At 65.7% G+C, this 17,099-nt stretch carries 14 protein-coding genes; 10 read left to right on the forward strand and 4 right to left on the reverse strand.

Translation table 11 applies throughout. From position 1 onward, the window contains the following. Positions 1 to 381: 381 nt before the first annotated feature. Entirely contained in the window at positions 382 to 1,665 is a 1,284-nt protein-coding gene (locus KDW55_RS27640; RefSeq protein WP_040143021.1) for an SGNH/GDSL hydrolase family protein, read from the reverse strand. A 191-nt stretch (positions 1,666 to 1,856) separates the two neighbouring features. Between KDW55_RS27640 and paaA the strand changes: the two genes are divergently transcribed. The 8 genes from paaA (at position 1,857) to KDW55_RS27680 (ending at position 8,126) form a co-directional block, all read left to right on the forward strand. Continuing rightward, positions 1,857 to 2,855, forward strand: coding sequence for a 1,2-phenylacetyl-CoA epoxidase subunit PaaA (gene paaA, locus KDW55_RS27645; RefSeq protein ID WP_040143019.1), 999 nt, complete (start codon positions 1,857 to 1,859; stop codon positions 2,853 to 2,855). A gap of 36 nt (positions 2,856 to 2,891) precedes the next feature. Then, positions 2,892 to 3,176 (forward strand): 1,2-phenylacetyl-CoA epoxidase subunit PaaB, encoded by a 285-nt coding sequence (paaB, locus tag KDW55_RS27650; protein WP_006752453.1) that lies wholly within the window; start codon positions 2,892 to 2,894, stop codon positions 3,174 to 3,176. Positions 3,177 to 3,186: 10 nt separating this feature from the next. After that, on the forward strand, positions 3,187 to 3,990 hold the full coding sequence (gene paaC, locus KDW55_RS27655; protein ID WP_040143018.1) for a 1,2-phenylacetyl-CoA epoxidase subunit PaaC: 804 nt from the start codon (positions 3,187 to 3,189) through the stop codon (positions 3,988 to 3,990). A gap of 25 nt (positions 3,991 to 4,015) precedes the next feature. Beyond that, complete coding sequence (paaD, locus tag KDW55_RS27660) at positions 4,016 to 4,579, forward strand: 1,2-phenylacetyl-CoA epoxidase subunit PaaD (protein ID WP_212161785.1); 564 nt, start codon at positions 4,016 to 4,018, stop codon at positions 4,577 to 4,579. A 2-nt stretch (positions 4,580 to 4,581) separates the two neighbouring features. Next, positions 4,582 to 5,670, forward strand: coding sequence for a 1,2-phenylacetyl-CoA epoxidase subunit PaaE (paaE, locus tag KDW55_RS27665; RefSeq protein WP_059547982.1), 1,089 nt, complete (start codon positions 4,582 to 4,584; stop codon positions 5,668 to 5,670). A 129-nt stretch (positions 5,671 to 5,799) separates the two neighbouring features. Next, complete coding sequence (locus KDW55_RS27670; RefSeq protein ID WP_040143012.1) at positions 5,800 to 6,621, forward strand: DUF1835 domain-containing protein; 822 nt, start codon at positions 5,800 to 5,802, stop codon at positions 6,619 to 6,621. Positions 6,622 to 6,637: 16 nt separating this feature from the next. Continuing rightward, the gene (locus tag KDW55_RS27675) at positions 6,638 to 7,243 is read left to right on the forward strand and encodes a TetR/AcrR family transcriptional regulator (protein ID WP_040143009.1); all 606 of its coding nucleotides are present in this window, start codon (positions 6,638 to 6,640) and stop codon (positions 7,241 to 7,243) included. Between the two features lie 235 nt (positions 7,244 to 7,478). Next, positions 7,479 to 8,126, forward strand: a complete 648-nt coding sequence (locus tag KDW55_RS27680; protein ID WP_040143007.1) for a GNAT family N-acetyltransferase — start codon at positions 7,479 to 7,481, stop codon at positions 8,124 to 8,126. A 62-nt stretch (positions 8,127 to 8,188) separates the two neighbouring features. Here KDW55_RS27680 and KDW55_RS27685 read toward each other — a convergent pair whose 3' ends face one another. Beyond that, the gene (locus KDW55_RS27685; RefSeq protein WP_040143005.1) at positions 8,189 to 8,713 is read right to left on the reverse strand and encodes an Lrp/AsnC family transcriptional regulator; all 525 of its coding nucleotides are present in this window, start codon (positions 8,711 to 8,713) and stop codon (positions 8,189 to 8,191) included. Positions 8,714 to 8,927: 214 nt separating this feature from the next. Here KDW55_RS27685 and hppD point away from each other — a divergent pair, with 214 nt between their 5' ends. Continuing rightward, a complete protein-coding gene (gene hppD, locus KDW55_RS27690) occupies positions 8,928 to 10,025 on the forward strand; it encodes a 4-hydroxyphenylpyruvate dioxygenase (protein ID WP_212161786.1) in 1,098 nt (365 codons plus the stop codon). 126 nt (positions 10,026 to 10,151) lie between these two features. Here hppD and KDW55_RS27695 read toward each other — a convergent pair whose 3' ends face one another. Further along, positions 10,152 to 10,343, reverse strand: a complete 192-nt coding sequence (locus KDW55_RS27695) for a hypothetical protein (protein ID WP_040143001.1) — start codon at positions 10,341 to 10,343, stop codon at positions 10,152 to 10,154. Positions 10,344 to 10,661: 318 nt separating this feature from the next. On the opposite strand from KDW55_RS27695, the gene KDW55_RS27700 reads away from it, so the two are divergent. After that, positions 10,662 to 14,252, forward strand: a complete 3,591-nt coding sequence (locus tag KDW55_RS27700) for an indolepyruvate ferredoxin oxidoreductase family protein (RefSeq protein ID WP_212161787.1) — start codon at positions 10,662 to 10,664, stop codon at positions 14,250 to 14,252. A 158-nt stretch (positions 14,253 to 14,410) separates the two neighbouring features. Here the strand turns inward: KDW55_RS27700 and KDW55_RS27705 are convergent, their stop codons facing one another. Further along, positions 14,411 to 16,681, reverse strand: coding sequence for an NADP-dependent malic enzyme (locus KDW55_RS27705; protein ID WP_040142997.1), 2,271 nt, complete (start codon positions 16,679 to 16,681; stop codon positions 14,411 to 14,413). Positions 16,682 to 17,099: the final 418 nt, after the last annotated feature.

The following is a 17,099-nucleotide window of genomic DNA, read 5'->3' on the forward strand; positions in this document are numbered from 1 at the left end:
TTCTGCGAGGAACTTCGTGTTTCCCAGCAGCGCTGCGTTTTCAGCAGCAGAGAAGCGAGATTATGAACCGCCTTTCTTCGCTCGTCAACAACTTTCTGAACTGCTTCGTTGCGACCGCGAGGGGTTCCGCTTCGTGTGCCCAGGGCCGCTACCGCTGACCCAATCGCACCGCTTCCCTTCTTCCTCCGCGCCGTGTTTCCGTTAGCGCGAAAGAGGCGTGATTCTAGGCACGCGCTCACGGCCGCGCAAGCCCTTTGTGAAAATATTTTGAAAAAGCCCCGTGCGCTGCCGCGCACGGGGCTTGGCTGAACGGTTGGCGGTTCGGGGCAGTTCGTGAAACGTATCGCCTTTCGTCACGCCTTCTATATAAATTAGGCAGCGTCAATTGCCACGAACTGTCGCCTGCAGTTGCTCCACCGGAACCGCGTCAGCCATCGCCGTGTACCCGGCGTCGCTGGGGTGAATGCCGTCGCCGCTGTCATAACGGCGCTGCAGCACGGTCGGGTGTGCCGGATCGCGCAGCACCGCATCGAAGTCTACGACTCCGTCAAACCCGCCGCCGCTGCGGATCCAACGGTTCACCTCGAGCCGGATCGCCTCGCGGCCAGGCGGGAGCGCTGCCGGCGTGAGCGTCGCCCCAAAAATCTTCACACCCCGGCGATGCGCTGCCTCGATCAGCCGACGATAGCCGTCGATCAACGACGCGGCCGTGACCTGCGTATGCGGGCTGTCGCAATCGAGCCCCTTTCGTGGCGGCATCGCCGCGAAGTTGATGTCGTTGATGCCGATCAGCACGATCACCGCCTTCACGCCGGCCCGCGACAGCGCATCGCGCTCGTACCGCGACGCCAGCGACGTGCCGTAGCACGCCGAATCACTGAGCAACCGGTTGCCGCTAATCCCCAGGTTCACGACGCCCAGCGGCGCGGAGCCGGCGTCGGCCAGCCGGCGCGCGAGCGCATCCGGCCAGCGGCGGTTGCGGTTCAGGCTCGAACGCAGCCCGTCCGTAATCGAGTCGCCGATCGCCGCGACCGTCGCCCGCGCCGCACCGGCCTCGACCGCCAGTTCGGTGACCCACGCATACTGAGTAAAGCGCGTGCGAAATGCGTCCGCGCCCCGATCGGCCACATGATCGCCCGGCGTCGACACGTAATTGACCTGGTTCGACACACGGTGCCACACGGTCATCCGCTGGTTCGACCCCATCGTCAGACTGATCGCGTAAGGCCGGCCAGCCGCCACGTCGATCGCCACAGGGTCGCTGTCGCGCTCCTCGCCCGGCGCGAGCGTTATCGACGGCTTGCCGCCGAAGCGCACGGCAGCGCTTGCCGCATCGGCCAGAGCCGCGCCGTCCCCCGCGCGCGCGAGGCCCGCCGCGTCGATCACAAGCGGTGTGCGACCGTATGCGTTGCTCACGCGAACCCGCGCAGTGCGCCCGGATACCGTCGGGAACACGATCTGCCGGACCGTGCGCCCGGCAACGTCCGGCGCACGGTAGAGCGGCGGCGGCGCAGCCAGATCGGGAATCGGCTGCAACGCGGTCGCCCATGCGGCGACCCATCCGGCCGGCGCGCCCGACGCCGACGACGCGGCCGACGCGCCGAACGACGACAGGAATACGGACGCGCCCAATACGGCCGCGACGAAACTGCTTCGAAATGACATCGGCAAAATCCTCATCGGAAAGCGGGCATTGTGCCGCAGAAGCCGCGACTGCCACGCGCCGCCGGCGTCCGTCTCCGCCGATCTCGCCCCTCGTTTACCCGAATCAGGCCGCAAATCCGCAACAAATTTATTAACCGACCGGTCGGTTGGTTTATACTTCGCAGACATTCAACCGGACGAGAACCTCCGCCATGTACACGCAATCCCTCGACATCCCCGGCAACGTCGCGCCGCTCGACGCCGCAGCCGAGTCGCCCGAGCAGACGCGGTTCGACGCGGTCATGGCCGCGGACGGCAAGATCGAACCGCAGGACTGGATGCCCGATGCCTATCGCAAGACGCTGATCCGCCAGATCTCGCAGCATGCGCACTCGGAAGTCGTCGGCATGCTGCCGGAAGGCAACTGGATTTCGCGCGCGCCGAGCCTGAAGCGCAAGGCAATCCTGCTCGCGAAAGTCCAGGACGAAGCCGGACACGGCCTCTATCTATATAGCGCGGTGGAAACGCTGGGCGTGTCGCGCGATTCGCTGATCGACGCACTGCACGCCGGCAAGGCCAAATACTCGAGCATCTTCAACTATCCGACGCCGACCTGGGCCGACGTCGGCGTGATCGGCTGGCTCGTCGACGGCGCCGCGATCATGAACCAGATCCCGCTATGCCGCTGCACGTACGGCCCGTACGCGCGCGCGATGATCCGCGTGTGCAAGGAGGAGTCGTTCCATCAGCGCCAGGGTTTCGACGCGCTCATGGCGATGATGAAAGGCACCGACGCGCAGCGCGCGATGGTTCAGCAGGCCGTGAACCGCTGGTGGTGGCCCGTGCTGATGATGTTCGGCCCGAGTGACGCGGATTCGGTCCACAGCAATCAGTCCGCGAAATGGGGCATCAAGCGGATCTCGAACGACGACTTGCGGCAGAAGTTCGTCGACGCGACGGTCGAGCAGGCGAAGGTGCTTGGCGTCACGCTGCCCGACCCGGATCTGAAATGGAACGCGGCGCGCGGCCATTACGACTATGGCGCGATCGACTGGGACGAATTCTGGCGCGTCGTCAATGGCGACGGTCCGTGCAACAAGGAACGTCTCGCGACCCGCGTGAAGGCGCACGACGACGGCGCGTGGGTGCGCGAAGCCGCGCTCGCGCACGAAGCGAAGCGCCGCGCCCGCGCCGAACAGCACGCCGCCTGAGCGGCAACCATCGAATACAGGATTCAGGAGAGAGTGATGAACAAGGAATGGCCGATCTGGGAAGTGTTCGTGCGCAGCAAGCAGGGCCTCGACCACAAGCATTGCGGCAGCCTGCACGCGGCCGATGCGTCGATGGCGCTGCGCATGGCGCGCGACGTCTACACGCGCCGCCAGGAAGGCGTGAGCATCTGGGTGGTGCCGTCGTCGGCGATCACCGCGTCGGATCCGGCCGAGAAGGCCGAGCTGTTCGAACCGGCGGGCGACAAGATCTACCGTCACCCGACGTTCTACACGCTGCCCGACGAAGTCAACCACATGTAATGCCCGCGCCATGACGATCACGCCCGAACACCTCTCCTACGTGCTGCGCCTCGCGGACAACGCGCTGATTCTCGGTCAGCGCAACGCCGAATGGTGCGGCCACGGCCCTGTCCTCGAGGAAGACATCGCGCTCACCAACATGAGCCTCGACCTGATCGGCCAGGCCCGCATGCTTTATACGCACGCGGCCGAACTCGAACGCCAGCTCAACGGCACGACAAAGACTGAAGACGATTACGCGTATTTCCGCACCGAACGCGAGTTCGCGAACTTCACGCTCACCGAACTGCCGCACTACGGCCCGCTCACCGGCACCGCGCGAGCGGACAAGGACTACGCGGTGACGATCGCGCGCAACTTTCTCTACGCGGCGCTGATGCTGCACGTGTGGACCGCGCTCGAAACGTCGACGGACGCGCAACTCGCGGCGATCGCCGCGAAATCGGTGAAGGAGACCCGCTATCACGTGCAGCATGCACGCGAATGGCTGGTGCGCCTCGGCGACGGTACCGACGAATCGCATCGCCGCGCGCAGGCCGCACTCGACTACCTGATTCCGTATACACGCGAATTCTTCGCGGCCGATGCGATCGATGCGGCAATCGCCGAGCAAGGTATCGGCCCCGCCCCGGCCGGGCTCGAAGCCGCATGGCGCGCGGACGTGGAAGACGCGCTCGCCGAAGCGACGCTCGCGCTGCCGGCGCCCGTGCAGCACATCACGACCGGCAAGCAGGGCGAGCACTCGGAGCACATGGGCTACCTGCTCGCCGAAATGCAGAGCCTCGCGCGCCAGCATCCCGGCGCGAGCTGGTAACCGGCCGACTCAACGGAGCCCGACGATGTCCGCCCAGACCGCCGCCCCCGCCAATGCCGCACCCGCCGTGCGCCGCGACGACCCGTTGCTCGCGCGTGCGTGGGACGTGCTCGAAGCGGTGCCCGATCCCGAAATCCCGGTCGTGTCGATCCGCGAGCTCGGCATCCTGCGCGACGTCCGTCGCGCGGACGACGGCGTGCTCGAGGTCGTGATCACGCCGACCTACTCCGGCTGCCCGGCGATGTCGCAGATCGCCGAGGATATCGCCGCGGCGATGCAGGCGGCCGATCTGCCGCCGCACCGGATCGAGACAGTGCTCGCGCCGGCATGGACGACCGACTGGATCACGCAGGAAGCACGCGACAAGCTGCGTGCGTACGGCATCGCGCCGCCTGTCGGCCAGTGCGGCAGCGCCGCGCCGCGCGAAAACGTCGTGCGCTTCGTGCCGCGCCCCGTCGCCGCGCCGGTCTGCCCGCGCTGCGGCTCAGCAAACACCGAGCGTCTCGCGCAATTCGCGTCCACGGCGTGCAAGGCGCTGTATCGCTGCGTCGATTGCCGCGAACCCTTCGACTACTTCAAACCCTATTGATCATGGCGACCCCGCAATTTCACCCGCTGCGAATCCGCGACGTGCGGCCCGAGACCGCCGACGCCGTCACCGTCTCGTTCGACGTGCCGCCGGAGCTGCGCGACGCATATCGCTTCACGCAGGGCCAGTTCGTCACGCTGAAGACCCACATCGACGGCGAGGAAACGCGCCGGTCGTATTCGATCTGCGTCGGCACGACCGACTATGACCGCGACGGCGAACTGCGGATCGGCATCAAGCGCGTGCGCGGCGGCCGCTTCTCGAATTTCGCATTCGACACGCTGAAGCCCGGTCACACGATCGACGTGATGACGCCGGACGGCCGCTTCTTCACGCACCTGAACGCCGACCACGGCAAGCAGTACGTCGCGTTCTCCGGCGGGTCGGGAATCACGCCGGTGCTCGCGATCGTGAAGACGACGCTCGAACTCGAGCCGCGCAGCACGTTCACGCTGATCTACGGCAACCGCAGCGTCGACGCGATCATGTTCGCGGAGGAACTCGAGGATCTGAAGAACCGCTTTATGAACCGCTTCGTCTTGTATCACGTGCTGTCGGACGACCAGCAGGACGTCGAACTGTTCAACGGCGTGCTCGACCAGGCGAAATGCGCGGAATTTCTGGACACGCTCGTGCCGGCCGATGCGATCGACGAAGCGTTCATCTGCGGCCCCGCCCCGATGATGGACGCGGCCGAAGCGGCGTTGAAGGCGGCCGGCGTGCCGTCGGCGAAGGTGCACGTCGAGCGCTTCGGCACGCCGCTGCCGCAGGCCGGCGCGCCCGTCGTGGAGATCACCGACCAGACGCCGGCCGCCGATCTCGAAATCGTGCTCGACGGCAAGAAGCGCAAGCTGCGCCTGCCTTACGAGGGCGTGAGCCTGCTCGACGTCGGCCTGCGCGCGGGCCTTGCGCTGCCGTACGCATGCAAGGGCGGCGTGTGCTGCACGTGCCGGGCGAAGGTGATCGAAGGCGAGGTGCGGATGGAGAAGAACTACACGCTCGAGGACCATGAAGTGAAGGACGGCTTCGTGCTCACGTGCCAGTGTCATCCGATCAGCGACAAGGTCGTCGTGAGCTTCGACGAGCGTTGAGGTACGTCGCACCGGCGCGCCGCGCCGGTTTCTCGTCGTCACACATCTCGCTTACACTAGGGGCCGCCGGCCGGCTGGACGTTGCAACGTCCGCCCGGCCGGCGGTTTTCTTTTGTTGACGACAGGCCGATGAGTACCATTCACGTGATTCAGGGCGGCACTGCCGCCGCGTCGCTGCGCGAGGCGCTCGCGCAGGCCGGACGCGACGAGCGCGTCGTAGGATTGCTCGACGATCTCGCGGTCGGACCGCTGAAGGCAGCCGACGAGACGCCCGACACGCGCGCCGCGTTCTGGCAGCGCGTGCTCGGAGACCAGATTCCCGACTGGAACGCGGAAATCGAAGCCGAGTTCGCGCGCCTCGACCAGCTCGCAATGGACACAGGGCAGGTGGTGGTGTGGCATGCGCCGAGCGTCGGCGACAAGCTGCTGCTGCGCCGCGTCGCCTATCACCTGCGCAACGTGCCGCAGCGGCTGAACGAGGTGCGGCTGTCGGCCGCCGATCTCGACGCGGCGCAGCGCGCCGCACTGGTGCGCAGCGACCAGGCCTGTGCGACGGGAATGTTTCCGCCGGCGGCGCTTGCGCGCAAACGGGCAGTCGCCGCGCCGATCTCGGTGCTGCGCATCGGCCGCCTCGCGCTGGAATGGCAGGAAGCAAAGCACCTGAACGCCGAGCTGCGCTACTGGATCAGCAACACGATCAAGAGCGGCCACTACGCGGATCTCGATGCGCTGATCGTTGCTCACGCCGAATCGGGCTGGCAGCCCGCGCGCCGTCTCGTCGGTGCGATCATGGCCGGCGCCGATCGCGGCGGCCTCTTCGTCAGCGACTCGATCGCGTGGTGGCGCTGCCGCGAACTCGCCGCGGCGGGCCGGCTCGAGCTGCAGGACGACGCGCCGGCCGCCCTCTCTTCCACGCTGGTGCGCGCGGCAGCCGCGCCGCGCCAACGCTAACTTTCCGCATTCGACCATGGCCCGTACCCGAGCGCCCGACCACGAATCCCAGCGCGAGCAGATCCTCGATCTCGCCGCAAAAAAATTCGCGCAGACGAGCTACCCGAGCACGTCGATGTCCGATCTCGCCACCGCGAGCGGCACGTCGAAGGCACGTCTCTATCACTACTACGAGAGCAAGGAAGCGATCCTGTTCGACCTGCTCGACCGCTACACGAAGCGGCTGATGCTGATCATCGCCGAGGTGGAAGGCGCGAGCCAGCGGCGCGGGCTCAGCGAGCGCGATGCGTTCGCCGAACTCGTTCGCGCGTTCCTTGCCGAGTACGAGACGTCGCATAGCCGCCACGTCGCGCTGCTCAACGACGTGAAATATCTCGAGGACGCGCAGCGAGAAATCGTGCTGGACCGCCAGCGCGACATCGTCGCGGCCTTTTCGCGCCAGCTGGCCCGCGCGTATCCGGACCGAATCTCGAAGGAGAACCAGACATCGGTCACGATGATGGTGTTCGGGATGATCAACTGGACGTTCACATGGCTCAAGCCGGGTGGCCGCCTCGGCTACCGCGACTTCGCCGAACAGGTCATCGACCTGATGGAACACGGGCTGTCGCAGCGCGCGTAATTGCCGCATAGCAGCAGATGTTGCGCAATGGGCACACAGCCGCGGGCCGACAGGCGTTTCATATGATGAATTTTAAATCTGTTTAAAATCAAACAGATAGAATATTAACTAAGCAGGTTTAGAATTCCCCCTCAGCATAAATACCGTCAAATACGGGTTTTCCCCAACCCCGGTCGGGTAGAATGCTGTTGCGTCGCACAAGCCGTTTGTGCAGCAACACACTGAGGAACCCACGATGAACACGCAATCGACCCGCCGTGCCGCCGCTGTTGGCCACGCCGGTACTGCGCCGGTTCTCGTCAGGGAACTGGCTTCCAAAGACCGTGAGCGCATGCTCACTCACTTTCTCTCGCTCAACGAAGAGGATCGCCTGCTGCGCTTCGGCCAGATGGTGCCCGATCACGTGATCGAGAATTATGTCCGCACGATCGACTTCGGTCGGGACACCGTGTTCGGCGTGTTCGACCATGCGCTCGAACTGATCGGCGTCGGCCATCTGGCATATCTGCCGGCGGAAGGCGACACGCGCACGGCCGAATTCGGCGTGTCGGTGCTCGAAAGCGCGCGCGGCCGCGGCGTCGGCTCGAAACTGTTCGAGCGCGCGGCGATCCGCAGCCGCAACACCCGCGTGACGACGCTGTATATGCATTGCCTGTCGCGGAATGCGACGATGATGCACATCGCGAAGAAGTCCGGGATGCGCATCGAATACGCATACGGCGAGGCCGATGCATACCTGTCGCTGCCGCCGGCCGACCATTCGACGATTCTCGCCGAAATGCTGCAAGAGCAAGCCGCGGTGTTCGACTATGCGCTGAAGCGCCAGGCGCACCGCACGTCGAAGTTCATCGAATCGCTGATGCCGGCCGCGCTGACGGCGTGACATCGGCCGGCCGGGCGGCCCGCAGGCGCCCGGCCATTCCCCTCTTCCCCCGCCTGTTCCCGCTAGCGCACCGACCGGATCGGCAACGCCGTCGTTTCCTTGAAGCAGTCGAGCGAAAAGCTCGTTTTCACGTCGATCACCGACGGATGATGCAGCAGATGCTCCTGCACGAAGCGGGAGAAATGCGCCATATCCTCGACCTGCACGCGCAGCAGGTAATCCATGTCGCCCGTCATCGCGTGGCACGCGACCACTTCCGGCCACGTCTGAACGGCCGCGCGAAACAGCTCCGCGTGGGTCGCGCCCGCGCGCGCCGACGTCTCGTCGGCCCGGACCGGCGCGAGACCACCGCGCTTCTCCAGCCGCACGCTCACGTAGGCGAGCAAGTCGAGCCCGAGCTTCTGCGGATTCAGCAGCGCGACGTAGCCGGTGATCACGCCGATCTCCTCGAGCCGCCGGATTCGGCGCAGGCACGGGCTCGGCGACAGGTTCACGCGCTCGGCGATCTCCTGGTTCGACAGGCGGCCGTTCTCCTGAAGAATCGCGAGAATTCGCCGGTCGATGGCATCCAATTCCGCTTGAGCCATCTTCTGCTCCGCAATGATTATTTTGAGACTGGAAATTGCGCCATCGTAGGCGCGGGCGATTAAGTTCGCAAGTTTCCGCTCGCGCCCGCCCGCTACACTCTGTCGCATGTCTCGACTCGTCGCGCACGCTCATTGCAGGCCCGGCCGTCGACATCGAACCACGCCGGGCACACGCACGCCGCCCCGGCCGATCGCCCCGCACAGGAGACACGACATGCAGATTCCCAACTGGGACAACCCCGTCGGCACCGACGGCTTCGAATTCATCGAATACACCGCCCCGGATCCGAAAGCGCTTGGACAACTGTTCGAACGGATGGGCTTCACCGCGATCGCGCGTCATCGCCACAAGGACGTGACGGTGTACCGCCAGGGCGACATCAACTTCATCATCAACGCCGAGCCCGATTCGTTCGCGCAACGCTTCGCGCGGCTGCACGGCCCGTCGATCTGCGCGATCGCGTTTCGCGTGCAGGACGCCGCGAAGGCTTACAAGCACGCGCTCGAGCTGGGCGCATGGGGCTTCGACAACAAGACCGGCCCGATGGAGCTGAACATCCCGGCGATCAAGGGCATCGGCGATTCACTGATCTATTTCGTCGACCGCTGGCGCGGGAAAAACGGCGCGCAACCGGGCGCGATCGGCGACATCAGCATCTACGACGTCGACTTCGAACCGATCGCCGGTGCCAATCCGAACCCGGTCGGCCACGGCCTCACGTACATCGACCATCTGACGCACAACGTGCATCGCGGCCGCATGCAGGAATGGGCGGAGTTCTACGAGCGGCTGTTCAACTTCCGCGAAGTGCGTTACTTCGACATCGAAGGCAAGGTGACGGGTGTGAAGTCGAAGGCGATGACGTCGCCGTGCGGCAAGATCCGCATTCCGATCAACGAGGAAGGCTCGGAAACGGCCGGCCAGATCCAGGAGTACCTCGACGCGTACCACGGCGAAGGCATCCAGCACATCGCGCTCGGCACGAACGACATCTATCGCGCGGTCGACGGCCTGCGCAGCAGGGAAGTGAAGCTGCTCGACACGATCGACACGTATTACGAGCTGGTCGACCGCCGCGTGCCGAACCACGGCGAATCGCTCGAAGAGCTGAAGAAGCGCAAGATCCTGATCGACGGCGCGCGCGACGACTTGCTGTTGCAGATCTTCACCGAGAACCAGATCGGGCCGATCTTCTTCGAGATCATCCAGCGCAAGGGCAATCAGGGCTTCGGCGAAGGCAACTTCAAGGCGCTGTTCGAATCGATCGAGCTCGACCAGATCCGCCGCGGCGTGGTTCAGGACAAGGCCTGACGAACGCGGCCGAGTGTGCCGCCAGGCGAGCGAATCGGCGCATATGGAAAAAGGGCGGGAATCTCGCGATTCCCGCCCTTTTTTCGTTTTCTCGTTCCGGCGCGGCCCGGCGGCCACGCGAACGGATCAACGCACGGCCGCCTTCGCGACGGCAGGCTCGGCCGCCGGCTGCGCATCGACGCCCTGCGCCGACACGGGCTGACGCATCTGCGCGCCGGCTGCCGCCAGCGCGCTCGCGCCGTGCGCGTGCACCGGGCCGGTCATCGCGAAAAACGCGGCGGACACGATCAGGAAACTCTGGATATGACGAGTGTTCATTGCACCTCCTTTAAAACTGCCGGCGCCTCCCCGGATGTGTCGAAACGAGCGACACGGCCGGGCACCTCCGGCAGGCCGACAAGATTAACGGCATTTGCGCGACGAATGGACCGGCTTTACATGCTTTTACATGATGTAACGCAATGCCACGGCCGGCTTCGTTGACGCGCGGCGGCACGCGCGCCGGTGGGCGGCGGGTTTATCCCAGTGCTACCATCATCTGAAACCGGCGAATATGCCGGCCACTGCCGACACGTTCACAAGACGTCGACGCAATCGAAGTTTTGGTGATCCCAAACCGGGTGGAGGAGACAGTTAATGAATGCCCCGCTAGACGCAGACCAACGCGCGTCGCTCGAAGCCGCGCTGAAGTCCGTCACGCTTGACGACAAATACACGCTCGAACGCGGCCGCGCGTACATGAGCGGCATCCAGGCGCTCGTGCGCCTGCCGATGCTCCAGCAGGAACGCGACCGCGCCGCCGGCCTCAACACGGCCGGCTTCATCTCCGGTTATCGCGGCTCGCCGCTCGGCGGGCTCGACCTGTCGCTGTGGAAGGCGAAGCAGCACCTCGCGGCGCACCAGATCGTCTTTCAGCCCGGTCTCAACGAAGATCTCGCCGCCACCGCCGTGTGGGGTTCGCAGCAGGTGAACCTGTACCCCGGCGCGAAATACGACGGCGTGTTCGGCATGTGGTACGGCAAGGGGCCGGGCGTCGACCGCACCGGCGACGTCTTCAAGCACGCGAACTCGGCCGGCTCGTCGAAGCACGGCGGCGTGCTCGTGCTCGCCGGCGACGACCACGCAGCGAAATCGTCGACGCTCGCGCACCAGTCTGAACACATCTTCAAGGCCTGCGGCCTGCCGGTGCTGTTCCCTTCGAATGTGCAGGAATATCTCGACTTCGGGCTGCACGGCTGGGCGATGAGCCGCTACTCGGGCCTGTGGGTTGCGCTCAAGTGCGTGACGGACGTCGTCGAATCGTCGGCCTCGGTCGACATCGACCCGCATCGAACCGAGATCGTGCTGCAGACCGACTTCATCCTGCCGGAAGGCGGGCTGAACATCCGCTGGCCGGACCCGCCGCTCGTGCAGGAAGCGCGGCTGCTCGACTACAAGTGGTACGCGGCGCTCGCGTACGTGCGCGCGAACAAGCTCGACAGGATCGAGATCGACTCGCCGCATGCCCGCTTCGGGATCATGACGGGCGGCAAGGCGTACCTCGACGTGCGCCAGGCGCTGATCGACCTCGGCCTCGACGACGAAACGTGCGCGCGGATCGGTATCCGCCTGTACAAGGTCGGCTGCGTGTGGCCGCTGGAGGCGCAGGGCGCGCAGGCGTTCGCGCGCGGGCTCGACGAGATTCTGGTCGTCGAGGAAAAGCGCCAGATCCTCGAATACGCGATCAAGGAAGAGCTGTACAACTGGCCCGACGCGCAGCGCCCCCGCGTGTTCGGCAAGTTCGACGAGAAGGACGGCGCCGGCGGCGAATGGTCGGTGCCGATGGGCAACTGGCTGCTGCCCGCGCACTACGAACTCTCGCCGGCGATCATCGCGAAGGCGATCGCGACGCGGCTCGAGAAGTTCGAATTGCCGTCCGACGTGCGCGCGCGCATCGCCGCGCGGCTCGCGGTGATCAATGCGAAGGAAATGGCGCTCGCGAAGCCGCATGTGCAGACCGAGCGCAAGCCGTGGTTCTGCTCGGGCTGCCCGCACAACACGTCGACCAACGTGCCGGAAGGCTCGCGCGCGATCGCCGGGATCGGCTGCCACTACATGACCGTGTGGATGGATCGCAACACGAGCACCTTCAGCCAGATGGGCGGCGAAGGGGTGCCGTGGATCGGCCAGGCGCCGTTCACCGATGAAAAGCACGTGTTCGCGAACCTCGGCGACGGCACCTATTTCCATTCGGGCCTGCTGGCGGTGCGTGCGGCGATCTCGTCGAAGGCGAACATCACCTACAAGATCCTCTACAACGACGCGGTCGCGATGACGGGCGGCCAGCCGGTCGACGGCGTGCTGACGGTGCCGCAGATCACCCATCAACTCGCGTCCGAAGGCGCGAAGAAGATCGTGATCGTCACCGACGAACCCGAGAAGTACGACAGCCAGAAAGCGCTGCTCGCGCCGGGCGTGACGATCCACCATCGCGACCAGCTCGACGACGTGCAGCGCGAGCTGCGCGAGATCGAAGGCACGACGATCCTGATCTACGACCAGACCTGCGCGACCGAGAAGCGCCGCCGCCGCAAGCGCGGCACGTATCCGGATCCGGCGAAGCGCGTGGTGATCAACGACGCGGTGTGCGAAGGCTGCGGCGATTGCTCGGTGCAGTCGAACTGCCTGTCGGTCGAGCCGCTCGAAACCGAGTTCGGCACGAAGCGCCAGATCAACCAGTCGACCTGCAACAAGGACTTCTCGTGCGTGAAGGGCTTCTGCCCGAGCTTCGTCACGGTCGAAGGCGGCCAGCTGAAGAAACCGAAAGCCGTGTCGGTCGACGGCAACGCACTGCCGCCGATTCCGGAGCCGACGCTGCCGGCGATCGACCGCGCGTACGGCGTGCTGGTCACGGGCGTGGGCGGCACGGGCGTCGTCACGATCGGCGCGCTGCTCGGCATGGCCGCGCATCTGGAGAACAAGGGCGTGACCGTGCTCGACGTCACGGGCCTCGCGCAAAAGGGCGGCGCCGTGATGAGCCACGTGCAGATCTCGCACGCGCCGACCGACATCCATGCGACGCGGATCGCGATGGGCGAAGCCGATCTCGTGATCGGCTGCGACGCGATCGTCACGGCCGGCGACGAATGCACGTCGCGGATGCGGCACGACGCGACGCGCGTGGTCGTCAACAGCTCGCAGACGCCGACCGCCGAGTTCATCAAGAACCCGAACTGGGCGTTCCCGGGGCTGTCGGCCGAGAACGACATCCGCGCGGCAGCCGGCGAAGCGGTGGATTTCATCGACGCGAACCGTTTCGCGGTCGCACTGCTCGGCGATGCGATCTACACGAACCCGTTCGTGCTCGGCTATGCGTGGCAGAAAGGCTGGCTCCCGCTGACGCTCGCGTCGCTCGAACGCGCGATCGAGCTGAACGCGGTGTCGGTCGACAAGAACCGCGCGGCGTTCGACTGGGGCCGGCGCGCCGCGCACGATCTCGCGAGCGTGAAGCAGGCCGCGGCCGGCGACGTACGCCCCGCGCAAGGCGCGACGGTGATCTCGCTGCACACGAAGAAGGCGGTCGATGCACTGATCGCGAAGCGCGTCGAGTTTCTCACCGCGTACCAGAACGCCGCGTACGCATCGCGCTACGCGGCCTTCGTCGACAAGGTGCGCGCGACCGAGCGCACGCTCGCGGACGGCGACGCAACGCAGGAGCCGCTGACCGAAGCGGTCGCGCGCAACCTGTTCAAGCTGATGGCGTACAAGGACGAATACGAGGTCGCGCGGCTGCAGTCCGATCCCGCGTTCGTCGCGCGGCTGTCGTCGCAGTTCGAAGGCGACTGGAAGGTGAAATTCCACCTCGCGCCGCCGCTGTTCGCGAAGAAGGATGCACATGGCCATCTGATCAAGAAAGCGTATGGCCCGTGGATGCTGTCGGCGTTCCGGCTGCTCGCGAAGGCGAAATTCCTGCGCGGCACCGGGCTCGACCCGTTCGGCCGCACCGAGGAACGCAGGATCGAGCGCGCGCTGATCGGCGAATACGAAGCGCTGATCGGCGAAGTGCTGGCCGGGCTGAACGCGGCCAACCGCCCGCTCGCGCTCGAGCTCGCGGCGTTGCCGGACGGCATTCGCGGCTACGGCCACGTGAAGGAGAACAACCTGCGCGCGGTGCGCCAGAAGTGGGACACGCTGCTCGCGAAGTGGCGCTCGCCGACGGGCGGCCAATCGCGTCAGCAGGTCGCATGACCGGGCGGGACGGGCGTTCGCGGTAACGACGCCCGCTCCCGCACGGCGGGCCTCGACGCTCGGCGAGGCCCGCAAAAAAACGCCACGGAACGCAGGTTCCGTGGCGTTTTCGTTTCCGCTTGCGCCGCGCCTCGCGCGCGGCACACGCGAGCGCGAACTTACTTCGTGTTCGCGTTCGCGGCGGCAACCGCCGTCATGTTGATGATCCGGCGCACGGTCGCAGCCGGCGTCAGGATGTGGACCGGCTTCGCCGCGCCGAGCAGGAACGGGCCGACCGTCACGCCTTCGCCGCCGACCATCTTCAGCAGGTTGTAAGCGATGTTCGCAGCTTCGACGTTCGGCATGATCAGCAGGTTCGCTTCGCCCGACAGCGTCGTACCGGGGAACGCGGCCTTGCGGACCGCTTCGGACAGCGCCGCATCGCCGTGCATTTCGCCGTCGACTTCGAGGTTCGGTGCGCGCTCGCTGATCAGCTTGCGGGCTTCGGCCATCCGGCGCGACGACGCCGACGGCGCGCTGCCGAAGTTCGAGTTCGACAGCAGCGCAGCCTTCGGCGCGATGCCGAAGCGCTCGATCTCGGCGGCCGCCTGGATCGTCATGTCGGCGAGCTGCTCGGCGCTCGGCAGTTCGTTCACGTAGGTGTCGCACAGGAACAGGTTGCGGCCCGGCAGCATCAGCAGGTTCATCGCCGCGTAGTGCTCGGCGCCCTGCGCACGCCCCAGCACCTGCTCGATGAACTTCAGGTGCGTGTGGTACGTGTCGATCATCCCGCAGATCATCCCGTCCGCATCGCCCAGATGCACGAGCATCGCGCCGATCAGCGTGTTGAACTTGCGCAGCGCGGCCTTCGCCACTTCGGGCGTGACGCCGTCGCGCGCGCCGATCTCGTGGTACGCCTGCCAATAGCGGTGGTAGCGCGTGTCGTCTTCCGGATTCACGATCTCGAAATCGACGCCGGCCTTCAGCTTCGAGCCGATCTTCGCGAGGCGCATCTCGACGACCGACGGACGGCCGACGATGATCGGCTTCGCGATCTTCTCCAGCAGCACGAACTGCGCGGCACGCAGCACGCGCTCGTCTTCGCCTTCGGCGAACACGATGCGCGCTTCCTTCTTCTTCGCGGTCGCGAACACCGGACGCATCACCATGCCGGTGCGGTAGACGGTTGCGCCGAGTTGCTCGCGGTACGCGTCCATGTCCTGGATCGGGCGCGTCGCGACGCCCGAGTCCATCGCGGCCTGCGCGACGGCCGGCGCGATCTTGATGATCAGGCGCGGATCGAACGGCTTCGGAATCAGGTAATCCGGGCCAAACTCGAGCGAGTGCCCTTCATACGCCTTCGCGACTTCCTCGCTCTGGTCGGTTTCCTGGGCCAGCTCGGCGATCGCGCGCACGCACGCGAGCTTCATTTCTTCCGTGATCGTCGTCGCGCCGACGTCGAGCGCGCCGCGGAAGATGAACGGGAAGCACAGCACGTTGTTGACCTGGTTCGGGTAGTCCGAACGGCCGGTCGCGACGATCGCGTCCGGACGCACGGCCTTCGCGTCTTCCGGGCGGATTTCCGGTTCCGGGTTCGCGAGCGCCAGGATCAGCGGACGCTCGCCCATCGTCTTGACCATGTCCTGCTTCAGCACGCCCGCGCTCGAGCAGCCGAGGAACACGTCCGCGCCGACGATCGCGTCGGCGAGCGTCCGCGCGTCGGTGGTCGCCGCATAGCGCTGCTTCGACGGATCGAGGTTGCCGCGGCCTTCGTAGATCACGCCCTTCGAATCGGTGACGAGGATGTTCGACTTCGTGAGACCGAGATTCACCAGCAGGTCCAGACACGCGATCGCCGCGGCGCCGGCGCCCGAGCACACGAGCTTCACGTCGGCGAGATTCTTGCCGACCACCTTCAGGCCGTTCAGGATCGCGGCCGACGCGATGATCGCGGTGCCGTGCTGGTCGTCGTGGAAGACGGGAATCTTCATGCGCTCGCGCAGCTTCTGCTCAATGTAGAAGCACTCGGGCGCCTTGATGTCCTCGAGGTTGATGCCGCCGAGCGTCGGCTCGAGCATCGCGATCGCGTCGACGAGCTTGTCAGGGTCGGACTCCGACAGTTCGATGTCGAACACATCGATGCCCGCGAATTTCTTGAAAAGGCAGCCCTTGCCTTCCATCACCGGCTTCGCGGCCAGCGGCCCGATGTTGCCGAGACCGAGCACGGCAGTGCCGTTGGTCACGACGCCGACGAGGTTGCCGCGCGACGTGTACTTCTGCGCGTCGAGCGGATCGGCGTAGATCGCCTCGCACGCGGCGGCGACGCCCGGCGAATACGCGAGCGACAGATCCAGCTGGTTCGACAGCGGCTTGGTCGGCGTGACCGAAATCTTGCCGGGTTTCGGGTTCAGGTGATAGGCGAGAGCGGCCTGCTTCAGTTGTTCGTCCATGATTGACCTGCGAGAGACATGCGGAATTTTGACGGTTCAGTACACAGCACCTTGGGCCGCGTCTGCTTGAATCGAGGGGGTGGTCGACTGCGAGACGGCACGCGACGCGCCGGGTCGGCACGCCATCGAACCTTGGCGGGTGGCAAGAGGAAAGTACAAAGTACTGAACGATTTCTAAGGGTCGCCTAGTGTACACCCCCTAAATGACCTCTGTTGGTGCAACGCCGCATGCCGCGGATCGACATCCCGCGATCCCTCCCCGTTTGTTTCGCCGGTGGCGAGCCGCGCGCCGAACCCGCGCGAATTCCGCCGAAAACCGGCCTGAATCGGGTAAAATAGCGGGCTACGCGCGCAGCGATGCGATTGGCCCCCCGATCGCACCCCCGCCCCTCGGGCAGGTTCCCCTTGCTGCGCCACC

Source organism: Burkholderia sp. AU19243 (genome assembly GCF_018148075.1).
GTDB lineage: Bacteria > Pseudomonadota > Gammaproteobacteria > Burkholderiales > Burkholderiaceae > Burkholderia > Burkholderia latens_A.

What these genes read in the sequence shown, in the direction of transcription:
- paaD (WP_212161785.1), top strand. Translation starts at nt 4,016, where the DNA reads ATGTCCGCCCAGACCGCCGCCCCCGCCAATGCCGCACCCGCCGTGCGC.
- paaC (WP_040143018.1), top strand. Translation starts at nt 3,187, where the DNA reads ATGACGATCACGCCCGAACACCTCTCCTACGTGCTGCGCCTCGCGGAC.
- KDW55_RS27675 (WP_040143009.1), top strand. Translation starts at nt 6,638, where the DNA reads ATGGCCCGTACCCGAGCGCCCGACCACGAATCCCAGCGCGAGCAGATC.
- KDW55_RS27680 (WP_040143007.1), top strand. Translation starts at nt 7,479, where the DNA reads ATGAACACGCAATCGACCCGCCGTGCCGCCGCTGTTGGCCACGCCGGT.
- KDW55_RS27670 (WP_040143012.1), top strand. Translation starts at nt 5,800, where the DNA reads ATGAGTACCATTCACGTGATTCAGGGCGGCACTGCCGCCGCGTCGCTG.
- paaE (WP_059547982.1), top strand. Translation starts at nt 4,582, where the DNA reads ATGGCGACCCCGCAATTTCACCCGCTGCGAATCCGCGACGTGCGGCCC.
- KDW55_RS27705 (WP_040142997.1), bottom strand. Translation starts at nt 16,681, where the DNA reads ATGGACGAACAACTGAAGCAGGCCGCTCTCGCCTATCACCTGAACCCG.
- paaA (WP_040143019.1), top strand. Translation starts at nt 1,857, where the DNA reads ATGTACACGCAATCCCTCGACATCCCCGGCAACGTCGCGCCGCTCGAC.
- KDW55_RS27640 (WP_040143021.1), bottom strand. Translation starts at nt 1,665, where the DNA reads ATGTCATTTCGAAGCAGTTTCGTCGCGGCCGTATTGGGCGCGTCCGTA.
- hppD (WP_212161786.1), top strand. Translation starts at nt 8,928, where the DNA reads ATGCAGATTCCCAACTGGGACAACCCCGTCGGCACCGACGGCTTCGAA.
- KDW55_RS27685 (WP_040143005.1), bottom strand. Translation starts at nt 8,713, where the DNA reads ATGGCTCAAGCGGAATTGGATGCCATCGACCGGCGAATTCTCGCGATT.
- paaB (WP_006752453.1), top strand. Translation starts at nt 2,892, where the DNA reads ATGAACAAGGAATGGCCGATCTGGGAAGTGTTCGTGCGCAGCAAGCAG.
- KDW55_RS27700 (WP_212161787.1), top strand. Translation starts at nt 10,662, where the DNA reads ATGAATGCCCCGCTAGACGCAGACCAACGCGCGTCGCTCGAAGCCGCG.
- KDW55_RS27695 (WP_040143001.1), bottom strand. Translation starts at nt 10,343, where the DNA reads ATGAACACTCGTCATATCCAGAGTTTCCTGATCGTGTCCGCCGCGTTT.